The organism is Telluria sp. ZT3P26, assembly GCF_059686035.1.
The window spans coordinates 1,629,837-1,652,334 of record NZ_JCASII010000001.1; the positions used below are offsets into that span (position 1 = coordinate 1,629,837).

17 protein-coding genes and 1 pseudogene are annotated in these 22,498 nt (G+C 64.9%); 8 read left to right on the forward strand and 10 right to left on the reverse strand.

All coding sequences use genetic code 11. From position 1 onward, the window contains the following. The first annotated feature begins 4 nt into the window (after positions 1-4). On the forward strand, positions 5-823 hold the full coding sequence (locus tag AC56LN_RS07200) for a carotenoid biosynthesis protein (RefSeq protein ID WP_499570654.1): 819 nt from the start codon (positions 5-7) through the stop codon (positions 821-823). A 13-nt stretch (positions 824-836) separates the two neighbouring features. Next, positions 837-2,225: an oxygenase MpaB family protein gene (locus tag AC56LN_RS07205; RefSeq protein ID WP_499570655.1), complete on the forward strand. Its 1,389-nt coding sequence runs from the start codon at positions 837-839 to the stop codon at positions 2,223-2,225. Between the two features lie 401 nt (positions 2,226-2,626). On the opposite strand, the gene AC56LN_RS07210 is transcribed toward AC56LN_RS07205, so the two are convergent. Further along, the gene (locus tag AC56LN_RS07210) at positions 2,627-3,124 is read right to left on the reverse strand and encodes a hypothetical protein (protein WP_499570656.1); all 498 of its coding nucleotides are present in this window, start codon (positions 3,122-3,124) and stop codon (positions 2,627-2,629) included. A gap of 520 nt (positions 3,125-3,644) precedes the next feature. Between AC56LN_RS07210 and AC56LN_RS07215 the strand changes: the two genes are divergently transcribed. Next, positions 3,645-5,912, forward strand: a complete 2,268-nt coding sequence (locus tag AC56LN_RS07215) for a catecholate siderophore receptor Fiu (protein ID WP_499570657.1) — start codon at positions 3,645-3,647, stop codon at positions 5,910-5,912. A 51-nt stretch (positions 5,913-5,963) separates the two neighbouring features. Then, positions 5,964-6,800, forward strand: coding sequence for a metallophosphoesterase (locus AC56LN_RS07220; protein ID WP_499570658.1), 837 nt, complete (start codon positions 5,964-5,966; stop codon positions 6,798-6,800). On the opposite strand, the gene AC56LN_RS07225 is transcribed toward AC56LN_RS07220, so the two are convergent. The 5 genes from AC56LN_RS07225 to AC56LN_RS07245 form a co-directional block, all read right to left on the reverse strand. Beyond that, positions 6,801-9,065 (reverse strand): penicillin-binding protein 1A, encoded by a 2,265-nt coding sequence (locus tag AC56LN_RS07225; RefSeq protein ID WP_499570659.1) that lies wholly within the window; start codon positions 9,063-9,065, stop codon positions 6,801-6,803. Between the two features lie 160 nt (positions 9,066-9,225). Then, positions 9,226-9,987 carry a fumarate/nitrate reduction transcriptional regulator Fnr gene (fnr, locus tag AC56LN_RS07230; protein WP_499570660.1) on the reverse strand — a complete coding sequence of 254 codons (762 nt, stop codon included), beginning with the start codon at positions 9,985-9,987 and terminating at the stop codon, positions 9,226-9,228. A gap of 43 nt (positions 9,988-10,030) precedes the next feature. Beyond that, positions 10,031-10,225: a type II toxin-antitoxin system antitoxin gene (locus AC56LN_RS07235; protein WP_499570661.1), complete on the reverse strand. Its 195-nt coding sequence runs from the start codon at positions 10,223-10,225 to the stop codon at positions 10,031-10,033. 12 nt (positions 10,226-10,237) lie between these two features. Further along, positions 10,238-11,131, reverse strand: coding sequence for an SPFH domain-containing protein (locus AC56LN_RS07240; protein ID WP_499570662.1), 894 nt, complete (start codon positions 11,129-11,131; stop codon positions 10,238-10,240). Positions 11,132-11,231: 100 nt separating this feature from the next. Continuing rightward, the gene (locus AC56LN_RS07245; protein WP_499570663.1) at positions 11,232-12,452 is read right to left on the reverse strand and encodes an MFS transporter; all 1,221 of its coding nucleotides are present in this window, start codon (positions 12,450-12,452) and stop codon (positions 11,232-11,234) included. A gap of 141 nt (positions 12,453-12,593) precedes the next feature. Between AC56LN_RS07245 and AC56LN_RS07250 the strand changes: the two genes are divergently transcribed. Continuing rightward, positions 12,594-13,028 carry an Lrp/AsnC family transcriptional regulator gene (locus AC56LN_RS07250; RefSeq protein ID WP_499570664.1) on the forward strand — a complete coding sequence of 145 codons (435 nt, stop codon included), beginning with the start codon at positions 12,594-12,596 and terminating at the stop codon, positions 13,026-13,028. 10 nt (positions 13,029-13,038) lie between these two features. On the opposite strand, the gene AC56LN_RS07255 is transcribed toward AC56LN_RS07250, so the two are convergent. After that, positions 13,039-13,305, reverse strand: a complete 267-nt coding sequence (locus AC56LN_RS07255) for a hypothetical protein (RefSeq protein ID WP_183553191.1) — start codon at positions 13,303-13,305, stop codon at positions 13,039-13,041. 160 nt (positions 13,306-13,465) lie between these two features. Here AC56LN_RS07255 and AC56LN_RS07260 point away from each other — a divergent pair, with 160 nt between their 5' ends. The 3 genes and pseudogenes from AC56LN_RS07260 (at position 13,466) to pncB (ending at position 17,011) form a co-directional block, all read left to right on the forward strand. Further along, positions 13,466-15,145, forward strand: coding sequence for an AMP-binding protein (locus AC56LN_RS07260; protein ID WP_499570665.1), 1,680 nt, complete (start codon positions 13,466-13,468; stop codon positions 15,143-15,145). Positions 15,146-15,220: 75 nt separating this feature from the next. Continuing rightward, positions 15,221-15,613, forward strand: a pseudogene (locus AC56LN_RS07265) (SET domain-containing protein); the annotation flags it as partial. A 210-nt stretch (positions 15,614-15,823) separates the two neighbouring features. Then, positions 15,824-17,011 (forward strand): nicotinate phosphoribosyltransferase, encoded by a 1,188-nt coding sequence (pncB, locus tag AC56LN_RS07270; protein ID WP_499570789.1) that lies wholly within the window; start codon positions 15,824-15,826, stop codon positions 17,009-17,011. A 21-nt stretch (positions 17,012-17,032) separates the two neighbouring features. On the opposite strand, the gene AC56LN_RS07275 is transcribed toward pncB, so the two are convergent. The 3 genes from AC56LN_RS07275 to AC56LN_RS07285 all read right to left on the reverse strand — a co-directional run bounded on the left by AC56LN_RS07275 (position 17,033) and on the right by AC56LN_RS07285 (position 22,392). Beyond that, positions 17,033-18,256 carry a DNA topoisomerase IB gene (locus tag AC56LN_RS07275; RefSeq protein WP_499570666.1) on the reverse strand — a complete coding sequence of 408 codons (1,224 nt, stop codon included), beginning with the start codon at positions 18,254-18,256 and terminating at the stop codon, positions 17,033-17,035. Positions 18,257-18,360: 104 nt separating this feature from the next. Continuing rightward, positions 18,361-20,007, reverse strand: a complete 1,647-nt coding sequence (locus AC56LN_RS07280) for a Na+/H+ antiporter (protein ID WP_499570667.1) — start codon at positions 20,005-20,007, stop codon at positions 18,361-18,363. Positions 20,008-20,070: 63 nt separating this feature from the next. Further along, complete coding sequence (locus AC56LN_RS07285) at positions 20,071-22,392, reverse strand: putative bifunctional diguanylate cyclase/phosphodiesterase (RefSeq protein WP_499570668.1); 2,322 nt, start codon at positions 22,390-22,392, stop codon at positions 20,071-20,073. Between the last annotated feature and the right edge of the window lie 106 nt (positions 22,393-22,498).

The window sequence follows — 22,498 nt, forward strand, 5'->3', positions numbered from 1 at the left end:
GTAGATGAGCTTCTCGAATAACCGTTTTACCCTGTTGACCTTCGGGGCGTTCGCCCTGCTGCTGTGCGCAATGGGCGCCGCAGCATTGCATCTGAGCGTCGAAACCATGTTCATCGTCTCGGTGTTGATGTTCGTCACGTGCGTGTCGAGCGCGATGCACCTGTATGGCGTGCGGACGGGCCTCAGGCTCGTGGTCCTGGCGGTGGGCATCGGCTTCTTCGTCGAGTACATGGGTGAGAACTACGGCTGGTTCTTCGGCGACTACGATTTCACGGACGGACTCGGATTGCGGCTGCTGGGCGTGCCGGTCGTGATTCCGCTGATGTGGTTCAACCTCGTGCATATGTGCCTCGTTCTCGGCAACATCATCCTGTACCGCACGCCGGTCGCGCCAACCCGCGGTGTCGGTACGATCATCGCTTCCTCCGTATTCTGCGGCATGCTCGTGACGGCCTACGACCTCGGAGCGGACCCGTATATGGTCTTCGTCGCCAAGGCATGGATCATGCTCAAGACCGATGGCTACTGGTTCGGGGAAACCCTGCAGGGCTTTGTGGGCTGGATGACGATTTCGACGGTGATTGCCGTGCTGTTCAATCTGCTGACCCGTCCCACTCCGCAGCCTGCCGGCACGGAGCCGTTCAAGAAAGTGCATGCGCTCGTGCCGATCCTGATCTACGGGGACCTGATGGTATTTCTGATGATGCACGGCGAACCTGTCGAAACGCGGACGATCGTGTTGTTCGCGATGGGCATCCCCCTGCTTGCCGCTTTGCTGACGTACCAGAACTGGTCTTTCCGGTCCGATGCTGCCGCCAGTTGACAGGGTGACGCGCATGCAGTGGTCCGATGAACTGATCGATGGTTTCAAGTACCGCGGCGACCCCGCGGCCGACCGCGCTGTGGCCGCCTTGCTCGCGAGCCAGGGCGACACGGACGCTGGCACGGACGCCAAGCTGCGCGCGCTGCAACAGGCGTTTGCCTTCCTGCGGCCGTTGTCCCTCAATCAGGATATCGCTGCCGGAATCGCGGAGCGGCGCACGCTCCACGGCGAACAGGATGCGCTCGCTGCACTCGTCGAGGCATGCGCGGCCTTGCCGGAATGGGCAGACCACCAGCAGATCGAGCGGGCAGAACAGCTGTTCCGGGAAGGCGGTGTCGTCTCCTGCATCCTGTTCTTTTGCGCCTGCCTGCCGGAAGTGTATGTCGTTCCCGATATCTCGACGGTCCTGCGCGCTACCGGCAATCTCGAGAAAATGACCGACCAGCGCATCCGCGCGACGTCCGCGATGATCATGGCGGCCCTGATGAGCGGCGGCCTGCGCAAGGCGCCTGGCGCGGGCCGGCCGAAAGTGCTGAAGGCCCGATTCATCCACGCCGTGATGCGCCGCCTGTTCCTGCGCGGTAGCCCGGAGGAATATGTCGCCCAGGGCCAGCTGCAGGAAGTGCCACCGCTGGCACCGGTTGCCCGCACCGAGAACGCCTTCCGCCAGGCGCTTGCCCACGGATGGAATCCGGCCAACGATGGGGTGCCGTGCAACCAGGAAGAACTCGCATATACGCTGCTGACCTTCGGCTTCGTCTATCTGCGTGGCCTGCGCCGACTCGGCCTCGGCTTTGCCAGGGCGGACGAGGACGCCTACCTGCACCTGTGGAACGTGGTTGGCTATCTGTTGGGCATCGATACGCGGATGATGGCGCATACGATGGACGACGCCGCCATCCTGTTTGCACGCCTGCAGGCGCGCGCGCGGGCGAGGCCGCTGGCGGACGACCCGCGCGGTGCGCTGGGCGGCGCCTTGCTGGGATCCATCGAGAAATCGATTCCGCATGTCATGTTGCAGCCAGCCGCCGCACTCGTGGTCGAGTACCTGACCAGCGCAGCAACCGCGCGTGACCTGGGCTTCCACGCGCGCGCATCGCTCGCGTCACGCTGCGTGTTCGGCATCGGCATGGGCACTGCGAAGCTGATGGACCGCGTCATCCGCAAGCTCAGCCCTGAGTTTTCACTGGTCCGCTTCCTGTTCCGGGTGGCCGGCTACAAACTGGTGCATGCGGTCCTGACCGACGACGCCAGCCCGATCGATCTTCCCGAAAGCACCCGAAGGGAGATCAACGTCATGCTCGAGGAGTGGAGCAGCGACCGCCACGCACCGCGCTGGATGAACAGGATGGAAGACTATTTCACGACCAGGGGCGACTGGAGCGAATCGATCGGCGTATAAGCCAGGGAGCGAACGTTCTGGTGCCCGGCCCGACATTCGGAAAAGCCGGGGTCAGGTCTGACATTCGGACACGATCCCAACAGTCGGGACATCGGAACAGCCGGGGTCAGGTCTGACATTCGGACACGAGCCCAACAGTCGGGTAATCGTAACTACTTGGTACCGGGCTATGCAGATACCGGGCAAGGCATTCTCGGCAGTTGTTACGGCTAAGGCCGTGTCTGAATGTCAGACCTGACCCCGGCTGTAGATGCCGGGCAAGGCATTCTCGGCAGTTGTTACGGCTAAGGTCGTGTCCGAATGTCAGACCTGACCCCGGCTGTGTAGATGGAACGGCATCGGGATAGATGCCGCTCTTTTTTCTCAGGCTGTTGCGACGCAGTTCGGCGTTGTTTCAGCGATCACTTCAGCTTGTAGTAGACGCGACCCGACAAGCCAATCGTGCCGGCGCCGTTGGACAAGTCTTCCGTTCCGCTCAGATAGCCGCCGCCGAGTGCGCCAGAGTAGGTGCCGGTGCCGCCGGTGATGGTGAACGTGCCGCCGTTCATGACGTAGGCGGTGCCGGCGCCGGTGGGCACGAACTGGCCGCCGTAGTTCGCGAAAATCTGGTCGCCGTTCGGATACAGCAGGATGAACTTGCCGTTGCTGAAGGTGAACGTCGTGCCAGACTGGGCGAAGCAATCCCCGCCGACGAACGCGACAGGCGTTCCTTCGGCCGTCTCACCGTGGCCGGCAAGCTTGCCGCCGAGGGTGGACGCGCATTGCGGCGCAGGACCGACTTTTTCATTGAATACGCCTTTGACTTCCAGTGCCCTGACCACAAGCGGACCGGCCGATGCCGAGAACGATGCGGCCATCAGGACCAGGCTGGACAAGAGGCGGACTGAGACAGTATTCATTACGATATTTCCTTGGTTATTAAAAAAATGATAAGGCTGAATACTAAAGACAAGCCGTGAATTATGTTGCGCGCACGATTCGTTTTTTTCACGTTGTTGCAAGTTATTCACATGCCTGCGGCGTGGCAATGACGCTGTGAAGCGTCGGTGAAACGCACGCCGAAAACGCTGCGCCGACAGACAACCCGACTGCACCCGTCGCAGTGCAAGATCGTTGCCGAAGCCCTATCGAAGGGCGAAGACCACGACCCTTCGCCAACATCGTCACCAGTGGCCAGATTCGCCGCAACCGCAACGGCAACCGCAGTCGCCATCTTCACAGGAAATCGCCGGGACGCGTCTCCAGGCGTCTCGCATCCACGAAGGAACAACGCTTGACAGCACGCGTGATCCGCCTCAAACCCGTGGGGTACGAATGCAAATGATAATGATTATCGTTTACATGTCCTTACATTCCCGGTAGAATCATTGTTTTTCAAGCAGTGTTTCCACTCACTCACACCAGAGAGACCGTCTCGCCATGAAAGCAATAACAAGCCGCAAGCATTCGTCCACCCGCAACCAGGTCATGCGCACCGCGCTGGCCGCTGTCCTGCTGCCGCTCGGCGCGCAGGCTGCCGGCATCGATGCAGCGGCACCCCTCGACGTCGTCCCGGAAACGAAGGTCGAAATCGTCGGCAAATATGAAAACGCGTTCCGCGCCGAACAGGCGTCGTCGCCCAAGTACACCGAGCGCCTCGTCGATACCGCGCAGACGCTCCAGGTCATCAAGAAGGAATTGTTCGAGCAGCAGGGCGCCCTGACGCTGACCGAAGCACTGCGCAACACGCCAGGCGTGGGCGCGTTCTTCCTCGGCGAGAACGGCAACACCACCACCGGCGACGCGATCTTCATGCGCGGCTTCGACACATCCAGCTCCATCTTCGTCGACGGCGTGCGCGACATCGGCTCGATCTCGCGTGACGTCTTCAACCTTGAACAGATCGAAGTGCTCAAGGGCCCGGCGGGCACCGACAACGGGCGCGGTTCGCCGACCGGCTCGGTCAACCTGGTGTCGAAGAAGGCCAGCATGACCAATGCGATGTCGACCGCGATTACCGGCGGCAGCGGCTCGCAAAAGCGCATCACGGCCGACGCCAACCAGGTGCTCGACGAAGAGCGCGGCATCGCGCTGCGCTTGAACGTGCTGGCCCAGGATGCCGGCAGCGCCTCGCGCGACGTGGTCGAGAACAAGCGCTGGGCGATTGCGCCGAGCATCGGCTTTGGCCTGAACGGCGCCACGCGCGTGCATCTGGACTACCTGCACGTTGACCAGAACAACATCCCCGATGGCGGCGTGTTCGTCATCGGCCTGCCTGGCTACACGAGCCCGGACCGCACCCGTCCCTTCGTCAGCGCCGGCAAGAAGGTCGATCCGAAGAACTTCTATGGCTCGACCGGCGACTACGATGACGTGAAGGCCGACATGGCCACGGTGCGCGTCGAGCATGACTTCTCGCCGACGATGAAGCTGCAGAACACGAGCCGCTACGGCAAGACATCGCAGGATTACCTGCTGACCGCATTCCTCACCAGCGCCGCCAACCTGGGCACCCCGAATCCGGCCGACCCGAACACGTGGACCCTGGCGCGCAGCATCCGCACCGGCAAGGACCAGGAAAATAAAATCCTGACCAACGTGACGACGCTGACGTCGCAGTTCGACACCGGCGCAGTCAAGCACACGCTGGTGACTGGCCTGGAATTGACCAGCGAACGCCAGACCACCTGGGGCCTGACGGGCCTGGGCACGCTGCCGGCCGCGAACATCTACAACCCGAACCCGAACGACGCGCCGACCACGCCCGTGAATGCGCGCCGCACCGGCGCCTACAACGAAGGCGAGGTCGATACCCAGAGCCTGTACCTGTTCGACACCGCCAAGATCGGCGAGCGCTGGATCATCAATGGCGGCGTGCGGGTCGACCATTTCCGCGCAGACTATTCGACCGTGGCGCTGACCAACAACGTGCTCGTGGCGAACCGCTTCAAGGTCGGCGACAACCTGGTCAACGGCAAACTGTCGGCCCTGTACAAGCCGACCGCCAACAGCAGCGTGTATGCGATGGTGGCCAGCTCGAAGCAGCCGCCGGGCGGCAACTTCACCGTCTCGGGCAATGCCAACAGCGCGCAGAATCCGATCTATGATCCGCAGGAGTCGACGACGACGGAATTCGGCGGCAAGCTCGATCTGCTCAAGTCCAAGCTGTCGCTCTCGGGCGCGCTGTTCCGCACCGATGTCAAGAACGAGGTCGAGCAGGATCCGGTCGACCTGCAGTACTACCAGACGGGCGAGAAGCGCGTGCAGGGCATCGAGCTGGGTGCGACGGGCGAACTGGCACCGCATTGGCTCGTCAGCGCTGGCTACCTGTACATGGACACCAGCGTCGAGCGTGGCCGCAACGTGACTGCCTCGGGTGAGAACAGCCTGACCTACACGCCGAAGCAATCGTTCACCGCCTGGACCTCGTACGACCTGCCGTGGGGCCTGCGCATCGGCGGCGGCGCGCGCTTCTCGGACAAGCTCAAACGCGGCACCGATGGCGCCATCGGCACCCCGGCCTACACCGATTCGTACTGGGTGGTCGATGCGATGCTGGGTTACCGCCTGACGAAGAACATCGACCTGCGTCTGAACGTGTACAACCTGACCAACGAAAAATACGTCGTTGCGATCAACAAAAGCGGCTACCGCTACACGCCGGGCGTGGCGCGTTCGGCCAGCCTGACGGCGAATATCGGGTTCTAAAACCCGTGCGTTGCGGGCCGGCAGATGGCGCTTGCGCTATACTCGCCGGCCATGCGCATACAGCTTTTTTCCGACCTCCACCTCGAACGGTACCCCGACTTCCAGCCGCAGATCCTCCCCGGCACGGACGTCGTGGTGCTGGCCGGCGACATCGGCTCGTACCAGCCTGGCTCGCGCCTGCTCACGCAGGACTTCGGGCTGGAACGTTTTTCACCACTGCTGGTGCCTGCCCTGGCGCAGGCGCAGGTCCTGTTCATCCCCGGTAACCACGAATTCGACGCGCTCGATTACGACGCCACCTACGCGCGCCTGCAAGACACCTGCGCGCGCCTGGGCATCACCTGGCTGGATCGCGAAATCGTCACGATCGATGGCGTGCGCTTCATCGGCACCACGCTGTGGAGCGATTTCGACGCGCTGGTGGAAGAGGGCGCGCCGCTGACCAGGCAGCTGCAGCAGCGCACCAAGGCCTTCCGCGCCGCGAACTACTACCTGAGCAAGAACACGACCATCAGGGATGGCGAGCCGGTACTGGGCGAAGGCATCCGCGCGCTGTCGCTCGATTGCCAGGCCTGGCTGCGCGCGGCACTGGCCACGCCGTTCGAGGGCAAGACGGTCGTCGTCACGCATTTCGCGCCGAGCCTCGAGAGCGCTGACCCGCGCTACGGCAGGACGCCCGGCACGGCCGGCTTCTGCAATTCGCTGGACGCGTTGTTCAAACGCGCACAGGTATGGATGCATGGCCACCTGCATTGCGCGAACGACTATGTGGTCGAGGGCCGCGACGGCCCGCTGTCGTGGGGCTGCCGCGTCGTGGCCAACCCGCTCGGGTATCTGAGCAAGGGCGAGCAGGAAGGGTATCGTCCGGCGCTGGTAATCGAGCTGTAGCTACTGGCGCGGCGGGCGTTCCTGCAGCAGGTTCTCCATCAGCGCGTCGATGCTGTCCACCTGCGGTGGGGGCGTTTCCAGCTGCTGCTGATCCGCATACTCCGCATACACCCAGTCGCCAGCGACATTCACGACGCCCTCAGGCACCAGCGGCGCGCGCTGCGGTGCGTTGGCCAAGGCCACGCGCATGTAGTCGACCCAGATCGGCAGTGCGAGCGTCGCGCCGAATTCGCGCCCGCCCAGCGAGCGCGGTTCGTCGTAGCCCATCCACGCCACCGCCACCACCGGGCCGCTGTAGCCGGCAAACCAGCCGTCGATCGCATTGCTCGTCGTGCCGGTCTTGCCGGCCAGGTCGCTGCGCCCCAGCTGGCGTGATGCGGCCGCCGCCGTCCCCACGCGCGCCACGTCGCGCAGCATGCTGTCGGTGATGAAGGCATTGCGCGCATCGAGCACGCGCACCGGTTCCTTGCGGGCGTGTTCGTAGACGACCTTCCCATCGCCATCCTGGATGCGGGCGATCAGCCACGGCTCGACCCGGGAGCCGCCGTTCGCAAGCACCGCGTAGGCGCCGGCCATCTGCAGCGGCGTGACGGCGCCCGTGCCCAGGGCCATGGTCAGGTTGCGCGGATGGCGCGCGGCGTCGAAGCCGAATTGCGCCAGGTGCGCGCGCGTGTCGTCCACGCCGATCGCCTGCAGCATGCGCACGGTGGGCACGTTCCTCGAGCGCGTCAGCGCATGGCGCACCGTCACCAGGCCCTCGAAGGTATTGTCGTCATTGCGGGGCGACCAGCCGGCAGCGCCGTTTTCGCCACCAAGGTCGAGCGGCGCATCGAGAATCGGCGTGCCGGGGAAGAACCCGCGCTCCAGGCCCGCCGAGTACACGAACGGCTTGATGCTCGATCCCGGCTGGCGCCAGGCCTGGGTCACGTGGTTGAACTTGTGCAGCCCGAAGTCGAAGCCGCCGACCAGCGCGCGGTAGGCGCCCGTCCCGGCATCGACGGCGACGAATGCGGCTGCCACTTCGGGCAGTTGCGTAATGCCCCAGTCGCCTTGCGATTTGCTCAGGCGGATGACGGCGCCGGGGGACAGTTTGATGCCAGCCTTCGCAGCCGGTGCCAGCGCGCCTGCTGCAAACCGCAGGCCGGCGCCGGTGATCTCGATCGTCTCGCCGCTCGACGTGGCAGCCCGTACGCGTTTGGCCGAGGCGCTTACGACGACGGCGGGCACGAAGCCGTACACGGCCGGGTGTTTCTGCAGCGCGGCGGCCACCGCATCGTCCCGCGCATCGCCCGCTGCCGGTAGCAGGATGCGCGCCTCCGGGCCGCGGTAGCCGTGGCGCCGGTCGTAGGCCACGACATTGCGGCGTACCGAATCCCAGGCGGCCTCCTGCTCGGCGGCGATGACGGTCGTCGTCACCGTGATCCCACGTTCGTAGGCCGCCGCGCCAAAGCGCGTATGCACGGCCTGGCGCGCGATCTCGGCGACCCAGGCAGCGCGTCCGCCGTAGCCGGCGCCGTCACGCTTGAGCGTCAACGGCTCGGCCAGCGCGCGCCGGTACTGCAGTTCGGTGATGGCTTTCAACTCGAACATCCGGCGCAGGACCGTGTGCTGGCGCTTCTTTGCCGCAGCCGGATTCGTGACGGGATTGCTGCTGGACGGATTCTGCGGCAGGCCGGCGAGCATCGCTGTTTCCGCCAGCGTCAGGTCGTTCAGCGATTTGCCGAAGTAGGTGCGCGCCGCGCTGGAAAAGCCGTACGAACGCTGGCCCAGATAGATCTGGTTCAGGTAGACCTCGAGAATCTGGTCCTTGGTCAGCGCCTTTTCGATCTTGTAGGCCAGCGCGATTTCGGTGAGCTTGCGTGGCAGCGTCTTGTCGCGCGAGAGAAAGAAGTTGCGCGCCACCTGCATCGTGATCGTCGACGCGCCCTGGCTGCCGAAGTCGGTGATATTGGCCTTGGCCGCGCCCAGTGCGCGGATCCAGTCGATGCCGCCGTGCTCGTAGAAGCGCGTGTCTTCGATCGCCAGCACGGCGGTCTTCATCAGGGCGGGTACCTTCGCAATCTGCACGAAGTCGCGCCGCTCGGCGCCGAATTCGCCGATCAGCACCTTGTCGGCGCTGTAGACGCGCAGCGGAATCTTCGGGCGGTAGTCGGTGACGGCGCTGATGTCCGGCACGTCGGGCAGGATCGATGCGGCCACCGGAAGCGGGGCACCGAGGATCAGCGCGGACAACAGCAAAGTCAGGAAGGGACGGGCAGGAATCATGGCAAATGGTCAGGTAGGTAGTCAGGGCATCGTCGATGAATCGTCACGACGATTCGATGCCGATCTTACGTCCGCCGGGCTGCGCCTGCTGGCATTGACACCGGGTACCGCACCTTGCGCCAACAGGGCGCGCCGGGTGCTACCTGCTTCGGTCCCGGTGTCACGCCATCGGGCTGCACACATCCGTGCCCGCCGCCAGTGCCTTGAGCTTGGCCGGATCGAGCAGCGTGAGTTCGCGCTTGTCGACGTCGACCCAGCCCTGTTTCTTGAAGCGTGACAGCAGGCGGCTGATGCTCTCGATGGTCAGGCCCAGGTAGTTGCCGATGTCTTCGCGCGACATGCGCAGCTGGAACCGGGTGCTTGAATACCCGCGCGCCGCGTAGCGCGCCGACAGGTTGACGAGGAAGACGGCGAAGCGCTGCTCGGCGCGCATATTCCCCAGCAGGAGCATGACGTTCTGCTCGCGCGTGATTTCCTGGCTCATGATGCGGTGGAAGTGGCGCAGCAGCGCCGGCACTTCACCGAACAGTTCTTCGAGACGCACGAACGGGATTTCGCATACCTCGCTGTCTTCCAGTGCGACGGCGTCGCAATGGTGGGTGCCGCTGATCGCGTCCATGCCCAGCAATTCGCCGGCCATCTGGAAGCCCGTGATCTGGGCTTCGCCGGCGGCGTTGACCTGGAAGGTCTTGAAGTGGCCGAAGCGCACCGCATACAGGTTACGAAACGGCTCGCCCACCTGGTACAGGCGCTCGTCGCGTACCAGTCGCCGGCGCCGGCCGATGATCTGGTCGAGGCGCACGATGTCGGCGTCTTCCAGGCCCATCGGAAGACACAGCTGGTGCATGCTGCACGCGGCGCAGGACTTGAGCGCCTGGATGTTGACGATTGGTGCGGATGGGGAGGGTGATGCGGGGATCATGGGATAGGCCGGCAGAGGTTCAGCCTGGATTATAGTCCCGCCGTCAGCTTTCTCCGTCAGTATCGCTCTGGCCCTTTGACTCGGCCAGTTTCACCCCGCGCCGGGCCAGGCCTTCGCGCAGCAAAAATTCGATTTCCGCGTTCACGCTGCGCAGGTCGCGCGCGGCCAGGCGCTGCAGTTCATCCCACAGCGCCGGGTCGATGCGTAGCGCGAATGCTTTTTTTCCTGGACTTGCCATGCTGGTCGGCCGCTAGTTGTACAGCGTGCCCGTGTTGATGATCGGTTGCGTTTCCTTGTCGGAGCACAGTACCACGAGCAGATTGCTGACCATCGCCGCCTTGCGCTCGTCGTCCAGCTCCACGATGCCGCGCTCCGACAAGCCTTTGAGTGCCGCTTCGACCATGCTCACGGCGCCATGCACGATCTTGCTGCGGGCGCTGATGATGGCTTCGGCCTGCTGGCGCCGCAGCATGACCTGGGCGATTTCGGCGGCGTAGGCCAGGTGGGTCAGCTTGGCGTCGAGCACCTCGACGCCAGCCGCCTCGAAGCGCGCCTGCAGTTCGGTCTTGAGCGCGTCGGCGACGACATCCATGCCGGCGCGCAGCGTCGTCTCGCCCTGCGGCAGATCCTCGCCTTCGTCATAGGCGTATTGGGAGGCCAGGTGGCGCAGCGCTGCTTCGGCCTGGATCGAGACATAGCGCTCGAAATCGTCGACCTCGAACACGGCTTGCGCGGTGTCGCGCACGCGCCAGACGACGGCCGCACTGATTTCCACCGGGTTACCGCGCTTGTCGTTGACCTTCAGCGTAGGAGCGTTGAAATTGCGTGCACGCAGCGAGAGACGACGCTTGACGTACAGCGGGAAGGCCCAGCGCAGGCCTTCGCTGCGGTCGGTGCCGATGTACTTGCCGAACAGGGTGAGGATGGCGCTTTCGTTCGGCTGCAGCATGAACAGGCCCGTCAGGCAGAGCAGGCCGGCCAACCCCACCGCGACCGCGCCCAGCAGAAACAGGCCGTCGGGCGTCTCGATCCCGGTCTTGAACAGGTACGCCGCACCCAGCAGGAAAACGATGCCGGCGCAGGCGGCCAGATAGCCATTCGCGGACGAAAATGCCTTTTCGCGGCGGGTGTGCGATGCGTTCATGCTGTGACCTCTTCTGGGTGGGTGTGACATCAAAGTGATATCACTTTAGGATTGCCAGAAAGTCTTGTCAAGCAATATTGCTGTCGTCGTTTGCCGCGTGTTAGCCGCAGGTGGCAGCAGTTTGTTTGATGGCGAGCAGGCGCGCCGTTTCGGTGGCCGTTGCGGCTTGCCTGTCGCGTCGGTCGAGCAGGCCCGAGGCGACCGCCAGCAGCAGTGCGCCAAGCGAAATCATGGCACCTGCCCAGTTCGGTGCGCTGAAGCCGAAGCCGTGCGCGATGACCCAGCCACCGAGCCACGCACCCAGTGCGTTGCCCAGATTGAACAGGCCGATATTCACTGCCGCTGCAAGTGTCGGAGCACCCGCTGCACGGGCCTTGTCCATCACCAGTTTCTGGATCGGCGAGACGGTCGCGAAGCCGAAGGCAGCCATCAGGAAAATGCACACGACCGACGCGATCTGGCTGGCGGCCACGAAATAAAACACGAACAGCACGAGCGCCTGCGCCAGCAAGGTGCCATACAACATTGGCATCAGGGCCCGGTCCGCATAGCGTCCGCCCAGCCAGTTGCCCACGAACAGGCCCAGGCCGAACACCATCAGCAGCCAGGTAATCGCGCCCTCCGAAAAACCGGCCACCCCCGTCATCATTGGCGCGATATACGTGATCGACGTGAAGAAGGCGGCCGGGCCCAGGACGGTGATGCCCATGGCCAGCAACACCCTGGTATTGGCAAAGGCGGCAAACTCGTGGCCGATGCGCTGGGGCGCCGGTTTCGGTGTCGCCGGAATCAGTGTCAGTACGGCGATCACGGTTGCCACGCCGATCACGGCAATGGCATAGAACGTGGCCTGCCACGAGACATGCTGACCCAGCCACGTGCCCGCAGGCACGCCCACGAGGTTGGCGACGGTCAGTCCCGAGAACATGAAGGCAATAGCGCGCACACGCATCGCTTTCGGGACCAGGTCGGCTGCCAGCACCGAGCCGATGCCGAAGAACGCGCCATGGGTAAGTGACGTGATCAGGCGGCCGGCGATGGCAACCTCGATGGTCGGCGCCATGGCCGTGACCAGGTTGCCGATCACGAACAGCACGGCCAGCCAGACCAGCATCGTTTTCTTGGAGGTGCGTGTCCCGAGCAGGATCAGTACCGGGGCTCCCACGAAAACGCCGAGCGCATAGCTGGTGGCCAGGTAAGCGGCAACAGGGATGGAGACGCCAAAATCGGCGGCAATGGACGGCAGCAAGCCGGCAATCACGAATTCGGTGGTTCCGATTCCGAAGGCCCCGATGACGAGGGCCCAGAGGGCAATTGGCATACTGTTCTCACTTGGCTAATGGTAGTCGATGTGTGCATACTGGGACTTACACCATTAAGGAGTAAAGCGATAATGCCTAATAAAATAGAAGATACGAATGCCGTAAGGCAGGAGCGTCATGCAGCGGCCAGACTCGATGCCATGGACCGAACGCTGTTAGGGTTGCTTGCCGAGAATAGTTCGCGCAGTTATGCCGAACTCGGTGACATACTGCATTTGTCGGCACCGGCGGTGCATGATCGTGTCAAGCGCCTGAAACGCGACGGGGTGATCAAGGCGACGGTGGCGACGATCAACGGTTGCAAGGTGGGGCGTTCGCTGCTGACCTTTGTCCTGGTCAATACGAAGAATGCGACCAGCACGAAGCGGCTGCTTGCACTCGGCAACCTGCCCGAGATCGAGGAAATCCATACGGTGGCGGGGGACAGCAGCGTGATCCTCAAGGTGCGCGCACAGAACACCGAAAGTCTGGAAGAGCTTCTGGGCAAGGTGCAGGACATCGACGGCGTCGATGGCACGCGCAGCTACGTGGTGCTGTCCACGTTCGTCGAACGTGGACCCAGTCCGCAGCTCTGACTGGTGCGAATCAGTCGGCCAGACCCTTTTGCAGCAGCTCCGCCACCAGCGCATTGAGTTCGACGCCGCGTTCCTTGCTCAGCGTCTGCAGCTGCGCTACCAGGTCGCCATTGAGCTTGACGGCGAACGGCACCAGTCCCAGCGCGCGGTCACGCTCCCGCTGTTCGCGGCGATCCGGCGCCGCATCCTTGGCCGGCGCGCCGACGACGGCGCCCCGGGCAGCCATCTGGCCTTGAATCTTCTTGGCGTCGCCTTTTGCCATGTCAGTCTTTTTCATCACGTGCCTTTAGTTTGTTGGAGCCGAATTCTACTCTCGAAACGCACTGCCATCGTGAATTGGCAAACCGGCTGCATTTGGTGGCATCATGGGCATGGCAGCACGACAGCAGGCGCGCTCTGGCGCAGCCTGCCCCCTGCAACCTGATCAGGAGACAACCATGACGCCCACCCAGCGCTTCGTGCAGGCGCGCGACTTCCTTCAGCAGCACCGGCTCGACTACGACACCGCGGTCCGCCACTACCAGCCCCCACAACTGACTACCTTCAACTGGGCGCTCGACTTTTTCGATCACCAGGCCAGGGACAACCACGGCATTGCGCTGTGGGTCGTCGACGAAGACGGCACCGAGCGCAAGATCACGTTCGCCGACATGGCCGCCCGCTCGAGCCAGGTCGCCGAATACCTGCGTAACTGCGGCGTGCGGCGCGGTGACCGGGTGCTGCTGATGCTGCCCAACCGGGTCGAGCTGTGGGAAGTCATGCTGGCCGGGATCAAGCTGGGCGCCGTGCTGGTGCCCACGACGATGCTGCTCGCCGGCGACGACCTGGCCGACCGCATCGCGCGCGGCGGCGTCAGGCACGTGATCGCGCAGGCGTCCGAGGCGCACAAGTTCGCTGCGCTGCCGGGCAGCTTTACCCGCATCGCGGTGGGCGGCGCGCACGAAGGGTGGCATGACTACGTCGCCAGCCACGCCGTCGTGAGCGTGTTCGTGCCCGAGGGCGAGACGCTGGCCACCGATCCGCTGCTGCTGTACTTCACGTCCGGTACCACGGCGCGGCCGAAACTCGTGCTGCACACGCACCAGAGCTATCCCGTCGGCCACCTGTCGACGATGTACTGGATCGGCCTGCAGGCGGGCGACATCCACTGGAACATCAGCTCGCCCGGCTGGGCCAAGCATGCCTGGAGCTGCTTCTTCGCGCCCTGGAACGCCGGCGCCACCGTGTTCGTCTACAACTACGAACGCTTTGCCGGCGCCGCTGTGCTGAACGTAATCGAGCGCTGCGGCGTGACGTCGCTGTGCGCGCCGCCGACCGTCTGGCGCATGCTGATCAAGGAAGACCTGGCGGCCTGCAAGCCGGCCCTGCGCGAACTGGTGGGGGCGGGCGAGCCGCTCAACCCCGAAGTCATTGAGCAGGTCGAGCGCGCCTGGGGCATCCGTATCCGCGACGGTTTCGGGCAGTCCGAGACCACCTGCCAGATCGGCAATTCTCCAGGCCAGCCGCTCAAGCCCGGCTCGATGGGCCGCGCGCTGCCGGGCTATCGCATCGCGCTGCTCGACATCGATGACGTACCGGCCACCGAAGGCGAGATCGCGGTGGCGCTGGCAGCCAATCCGGTTGGCCTGATGGCGGGCTACGAAGGCGATGCCGACAAGACGCGCGACGTCATGCGCGCCGGTCACTACCACACGGGCGACACGGCGGCGATCGACAGCGATGGCTACTATTTCTATGTGGGCCGCAACGACGACGTGTTCAAGTCGGCCGATTACCGCATCAGCCCCTTCGAACTCGAGAGCGTGCTGATCGAACACGAAAGCGTGCTCGAAGCGGCGATCGTGCCCAGTCCCGACCCGCTGCGGCTGTCAGTACCGAAAGCCTTCGTCACGCTGCGCGCCGGCGTTGCACCGAGCCGCGAGATGGCCGCCGCGCTGTTCGCGTTCAGCCGCGCGCGGCTGGCGCCGTACCAGCGGATCCGGCGCATCACGTTCCGCGAGCTGCCCAAGACCATCTCGGGCAAGATCCGGCGGGTCGAGTTGCGGCGCGAGGAAGCAGGGCGGACGGGCGGGGCGGGCGACACGCCCGAATACCGCGAGGAAGATTTCCCCGTGTAGCGGCAAGTGCGTGGCGTTTCGGGCGAATGAGGCCATAATGGATGCTCTCTTTTTTCTCGCCCAAGCGCCACCTTGATGACCACCAAGCGAACCCCGTCCACGCCGACCGATATCGATCCCAATGCCGCCGCAACCGACACCGGCCCGTCGTACGAAGTGCGCCAGTCGCCGATCCACGGCAACGGCGTCTTCGCCAGAAAGCCCATCGCGGCGGGCGAGCGCATCATCGAGTACCGCGGTGAGCGCATCAGCTGGGACCTCGCGACCGAGCGCGCCGAAAAAGCCGGCGGCCCGGTCAACCACACCTTCTATTTCAGCCTGGCCGATGGTCGCGTGATCGATGGTGGCCGGCGCGGCAACGAGGCGCGCTGGATCAACCACGCGTGCTCGCCCAACTGCGAAGCGTACGAGGACGAAGGCAGGGTCTATATCCACGCGCTGCACGACATCGACGCCGGTGAAGAGCTGAACTACAATTACGCCCTGATCTACGAAGAGCGCCATACGCCCAAGCTCAAGAAAGTATTTGCCTGCCGCTGCGGTACGCCCGGCTGCACAGGCACGATGCTTGCGCCGAAGCGCCGAAGCGCCGCACCCGCACGCCAGCCGCCGGCAAATGAACCAAGCCCCGGCTGGCCTGGTCAGGCCGGCCCGCCCCATCATCGACCTGGAGCAACGATGAAACCAGTAGTTCGCAGCCTGCTTGAAACCGACCTGTACAAATTCACGATGTGGCAGGCCTTGCTGCACAGCCATCCGGGTGCCACCGGCGAGTACGAATTCCGCTGCCGTAACGAGCCTGCTTACCCGCTGGCCGAACTCAAAGACGACATCGAACGCGAGCTCGATCACCTGTGCTCGATGATGTTTACCGAACACGAAGTCGCCTATCTGCGCGGCCTGCGCTTCATCAAGGGTGATTTCGCCGACTTCCTCACGCTGTTTCGCTTCCAGCGCAAGTTCATCGAGGTCACGACCGACGGCCCGCACCTGCGCATCCGCGCCAGCGGCCCGCTGGTGCACGTGATGGGCTATGAGATTTTCGTCCTCTACATCGTCAACGAGCTGTATTTCCGCCGCTTCGACCAGGCCGAGGCCATGGCCGAAGCACGCCTGCGCCTGCGCCAGAAGATCGACGAGCTGCGCGCGTTCGGCGAAGAAGCCCCGCGTGCCAACCCGTTCGAGTTCTTCGACTTCGGCGTGCGCCGCCGCTTCTCGGGCGAGTGGCACGACGAGGTGGTGCAGACGCTTGCGCGCGAGCTGCCGGTGTATTTCAAGGGCACCTCGAACGTCTACCTGGCCTACCGCTTCAACCTGGTCCCGATCGGCACGATGGCGCACGAATACCTGCAGGCGCACCAGGCCTTCGGCACGCGCCTGGTCGACTTCCAGAGCGCCGCGCTCGAGAACTGGGTGCAGGAATACCGGGGTGACCTGGGTACGGCGCTGACCGATGTCGTCGGCATGGACGCGTTCCTGGCCGACTTCGACCTGTACTTCGCCAAGCTGTTCGACGGCTTGCGCCACGACTCGGGCGACCCGGTCGTGTGGGGCGAAAAAGCGCTGGCGCATTACGCGCGCCTGCGCATCAATGCGCGTACCAAGCGCCTCGTGTTCTCGGACGCGCTGACCATCCCCAAGGCCCTGAGCCTGTACCGCCATTTCGCCGATCGCGTGATGACGGGCTTCGGCATCGGCACCAAGCTGACCAACGACACGCCTTTCCCGTCGATCAATATCGTCATGAAGCTCGTGCGCTGCAACGGCCAGCCGGTGGCCAAGCTGTCGGACGAGCCGGGCAAGTCGCAGTGCACCGACGTGACCTACATCGCCTACCTGCGTCAGGTGTTCAACCACCCGCTGTAGGCGGGGGCAGATCGGGCCGCGCTACGCTGCGACCGGCGCGCCACGCCGGGATTTCGGCGTGGCGCGCTTGGCCGCCGTTTTCTTTGCCGTTTTCTTTGCCGTAGTAGCTGGCGCTTTGGCCGCCGCTTTCCTGCGCGGCGCCGCGCGCGGCTTTTCTTCTTCATGCCTGAGCCGCTGCTGCAGCATTGCCAGCACGGCCGCTTCTTCGGGCTGCAGCGCGTGCAGGTCTTCGGCCAGTTTCTTTTCGGTCTGCTCGCGCATCACGTCCAGCGGCGCGCCTTCGAGGTAGGCGTCCAGCACGGCCGGGTGCACATAGCACTTGCGGCAGATCGTCGGCGTGTTGCCGAGCTTTTCGGCCACCGACTCGATGGCACGCACGATGTTCTTCTTCGCCTGCGTCTCGGAATCGAACTTCTCGAATTCCTGCAGGGCCAGTGCGGCCAGTACAGTGCCCGACCAGGTGCGGAAATCCTTGGCCGTGTACTCTTCGCCGGTGATCGCGCGCAGGTAGTCGTTGACGTCGCTGGAGTCGACGCTGTGCGTCTCGCCATCCTCGTCGACGTACTGGAACAGTTCCTGGCCCGGCAGATCACGCGTGCGTTTTACGATGCCGGCCAGGCGCCGGTCGTGCACCTTGACCTTGTGGTACACGCCGCTCTTGCCACGGAAGCTGAATTCCACGTCGCTGCCATCGACTTTCACGTGGCGGTTGCGCAGCGTCGTCAGGCCGAACGATTTGTTGGTTCGTGCATATTCCTCGTTCCCGACCCGCATCATCGTCGCTTCGAGCAGGTAGACGATCGTGGCCAGGACCTTCTCGCGCGGCAGGCCGGGGAGCTTGAGGGCGCGGTCGACTTCGTGCCTTATCGCCGGCAGCGCATCGCCAAACTTGAGCATGCGTTCGTACTTCACTTCATCGCGCGCCGTGCGCCACTTTGGATGGTAGCGGTATTGCTTGCGCCCGCGCGCATCGCGCCCCGTCGCCTGCAGGTGGCCGTTGGCCTGCGCGCAGATCCAGACATCCTGCCAGGCCGGCGGAATCACCAGGCTCTTGATGCGCGCGAGCGTCGTCTCGTCCTTTACCGGATCGCCGTGTGAATCAAGGTAGCGAAAGCCGTCCTTGACGGCTTCGCGCCTGACGCCGGCGCGGCCATCGTGCACGTAGCGCAGGCCGGCCGCGCGTGCGGCGCTGGTGGAATCTTTGGTGTCGGGTGCGTCGGGTGCGTCGATTGTCTGGCTTGGCATGGCTGTTTCGCGAATGGTGGATATCGCACCGATCCTACGCCCGGGCCAAGGCCCGCACTGTTCGCAAGATAACGGAGTGCGGGACAGCCGCGCCCGCATCCGGTTCAGCGATAGCGCGCCTCGACCAGATCGATCTCGCGCAGCAGCTTGCGCGCCACTTCGTCGGACAAGGTATTGTTGCGCGCCATGCGCAGCAGGACGGCGCGTTCATGCTCCAGCGCGGCCAGGCGGTAATGGCGCTCGGCGCTTTCAGCGGCGCGGGCGTGCGCCGGATCGACATCGTTGCCGTTGCCGCCATCGAGCCGGTACTGGTACAGGCTGCGCACCTGGTCGACCGCGCTCGCATGCATCTCCACCGCGCCTTGCGCGTCGCAGCCCGAGGTGGGCGGTGGCGGTGGCGCGTTGGCGATGGCTTCCAGTGCGGCCAGCGCGGCGGCGTGACGCGCACGCGCCTCTTCGCTTTCATGCGCCGAATCGTGCGGCAGTTCGAGGCCGCGCAGCACGCGCGGCAGGCCGACACTGGCCAGCACGAGCGAGACGACAATCACGGCGCTGGCCAGGAAGATCACCAGGTCGCGCCCCGGGAAGGGCGCGCCGCCCGGCATCGCCAGCGGCAGCGTGAGCACGCCGGCCAGCGTGATTGCGCCGCGCACGCCAGCCAGCGACGTGGCCAGGATCAGGCGCGGATTCGGGCGGTATTCCGGCAGCTTCTGGCGCCGGGCGTTCAGCAGCGTCAGGCGCAGCGAGACCCAGACCCAGACGAAGCGCAGCAGGATCAGGCCGAAGCTGATGGCAAGCGCGTTGGTGGCCAGCCACCACACATCGTTTGCGCGTGGCAGTTCGGGCGAGACCAGCGCCGCATTCAGGATGTCCGGCAGCTGTTCGCCCAGCAGCACGAACATGATGCCGTTGAGCGCGAACTGCACCGTGTCCCAGACCACCGCGCGCCGCACGCGCGTCGTGGCCGCGGCGCGGCCGCTCAATTCGACATAGCTCATCGTCACGCCGGCCGCCACTGCCGCCAGGATGCCCGAGGCGGCCAGGTGCTCGGCCGCCAGGTAGGCGCCGAACGGCAGCAGCAGGTTGATCAGGATCGGCGAGCCGCTTTCTTCGCCGATGCGCGCGGCCAGCTGGCGCTGGGCCCAGCTCACGCCCACCGTGATGCCCGCGCCGATGGCCACGCCCGCCAGCGCCACCCACAGGAAGGTGAGCGTGGCTTCGCCCAGCGAGAAGGTGCCGGTCAGGGCGGCGGCCACGGCGAAGCGGAAGCACACCAGGCCACTGGCGTCGTTCAGAAGCGATTCGCCCTCGAGGATGTGCATCAGGCGCGGCGGGATCGGCACGCGCGCGGCGATCGACGACACGGCGACCGGATCGGTGGGGGCCAGGATGGCGGCGAGCGCAAAGCACACGGCCAGCGGCAGCGACGGGATCAGCCAGTGGATCAGGAAGCCCGCGCCCAGTACCGTGAACAGCACCAGGCCCAGGGCCAGTTCGAGGATGGTGGAGCGGTCGCGGAACAGCCCGATCTTGGGGATGCGCCAGCCATCGAGAAACAGCAGCGGCGGCAGGAACACGAGGAAGAAGATATGCGGCTCGAGCCGCACGCCGTGGCCGGTGCTGCCGGCAATGGCTGCGCCGAGCGCGATCTGCATCAGTGGCAGCGGCACCGCGAACGGCAGCATGCGCACCAGGTAGCCGCTGGCCACCACCGCCAGCAGCATGGCCAGCACGATTCCCACTTCATCCATCAACATCTCCCTGTTCAAGACAGGATGATAAGGGATCAGCGCCGCCCGTGGCGACGCCGTTGATCAGGCGGCCGACAAACTGGCCCGCGGCGCAGCCTGCAGTTCGGCCAGCAGCGCCTCGAGCGGCATCGGCCGGTGGAACAGATAGCCCTGCATGCAGGCGTTGCCGTGCGCGGCCAGGTACTCGGCCTGGGCCGACGTCTCGACGCCTTCGGCCACGACGCGCAGGCCCAGGTGGCCGGCCATCGCCAGGATCGACTGCACGATGGCGGTGCCGTTCTTGTCGTGCGGCGTGTCGCGGATGAAGCTCTTGTCGATCTTCAGTTCGTACAGCGGCATCCGGGTCAGGTACGACAGGCTCGAATAGCCGGTGCCGAAGTCGTCGATCGAGATGCGGATGCCGAGTGCGGCCAGTGCGTGCATCCGCTCGATGGTCTGGTCGAGCCGGTCGACCAGCAAGCCTTCGGTGATCTCGAAGATCAGCTGGCCGGGCGGCACGCCCGTCTCGTACAGGATCGCTTCGACCCGCGTGACGAAGTCGTGCTGGCGGAACTGCATCGGGCTGACATTGACCGACAGCGGGAAGCGGTGGCCGGCGCGGTCCAGCACATGCCAGGCGAGGCAGGCTTCGCGCAGCACCCAGTCGCCCAGTGCCACGATCAGGCCACTCGATTCGGCCACCGGAATGAACACGTCGGGCGGCACGCTGCTGCCATCCTTGCGGCGCCAGCGCATCAGGAGCTCGGCGCCGCTCGGCATGCGGGCACCGTCGACCTGCAGTTGCAGGTGCAGCGACAGCTCGCCGTTGTCGAGCGCCTGGCCCAGATCGCGCTCGAGCGTCAGGCGGCCTTCGGCGTCGGACAGCATGCCCGGTTCGAACAGCGCCACGCCATTGCGTCCGCGCGACTTCGCGTGGTACATCGCGGTGTCGGCTTCGCGCAGCAGGTCATGCACGGTCTGCTGCGACGCGTGACCGAACGCGGTCAGCGCCACGCCGATGCTGCTGGTGGCGTAGTAGCGCTGGGTGTCGATGACGATCTTGTCGGCCAGCGCAGCCCGGATACGCTCGGCGACGGCCAGCGCGCGGTCGGTGGCCCGGTCCGCATGTTGCCCGAGCGCGTCGAGCAGGACGACGAATTCATCCCCGCCCAGGCGTGCCACGCAGCCTGCGTCGCCGGTCATGGCCACCAGGCGATCGGCCACGTTCTTGAGCAACTGGTCGCCGATGGCATGGCCGCGGGCGTCGTTGACGGTCTTGAAGTTGTCGATATCGACGTACAGGACCGCCGCCGTCGATGCGCCGGTGCGCGCGCCGGCCACCGCCACGTCGAGCCGCTCCATCAGCAGGCGCCGGTTCGGCAGGCCGGTCAGCACGTCGTAGAAGGCCAGGCGATGGATCGCATCGGCCGCGTTGCGCCGTTCGGTGACGTCGCGGCTGACGATGACCCAGTGCGTGATCGCGCCGCTGTCGCCGGAGAATGGCACCATCTCGGCCTCCACCCAGTACGGCGTGCCGTGCTTCGTGTACAGGACCATCTCGGCGCTGGCGGCTTCCTTGTGCATCACGGCCGTGATCACGCGCCGGACGGTGTCCTGGTCGGTGTCGGGACCTTCGAGCATGCGCACGCTGCGTCCGATGACTTCTTCGCGCGCGTAACCGGTGTGGCGCAGCAGCGCGTCGTTGGCAAAGATGATCGGCTGCTCGGCGCCGGGCGCGTCGACCATGCGCGCGATCATGACCATGTCGTTCAGGCGCGCGACGGCCGCCGCCGTCAGGCGCAGTTCGTCGTTCACTGCGTGCAGGCGCAGCTGGCCCGCTTCCAGTCCGGCGGCGGCAGTGCGCGCTTCGAGGAGCGATCGGGCCAGGCCCTTGAGCAGGGTGCCGCTGGTGATCGTGATCAGCGCGCCGACGCAGCAGAAGTTGATGACGACGACGATCGCTGATGCCAGGCCGTTCTGTTCCAGGCCCGGGACGTACAGGTGGACCTGGCCGTTCACGCCCAGGAGCAGCACGCAGGCGGCGCCCAGGGCCAGGATGACGAGGGCCTGGCGCATGCCGAGCAGGATGACGGCCATCGCCGGCAGCGCCGTCAGGTAGACGAGGCCGACCGGGCCCACTGCGAACAGCAGGCCGACGGAAATCAGGAACAGCATCGCAATGAAATTGAGAACGCGCGCCTTGTGCGAGACGCGGTCGAAGCGCCAGATGGCCAGCAGCCAGGCCAGCGCCACCACGTCCATGACGATGACGGGCCATTTGCCCTTGCTGATGAGGAGCGGAATGCTGGGCACGGCTGCAACAAAGCCCAGTGCCACGACGATCGGCAGGATCGAGGTGAATACCTTGATGCGCCACTGCGCGATGTCATCCGGAGGAATTGTCATGAAGCATCCTGTTAGGCACGCCGAACGGAATTGCTCCGGAGCATAGTTTTTTGCTTGATGCAAATTCTATGTAGTGACAATGACACCTGTCACGTACTATCTGATC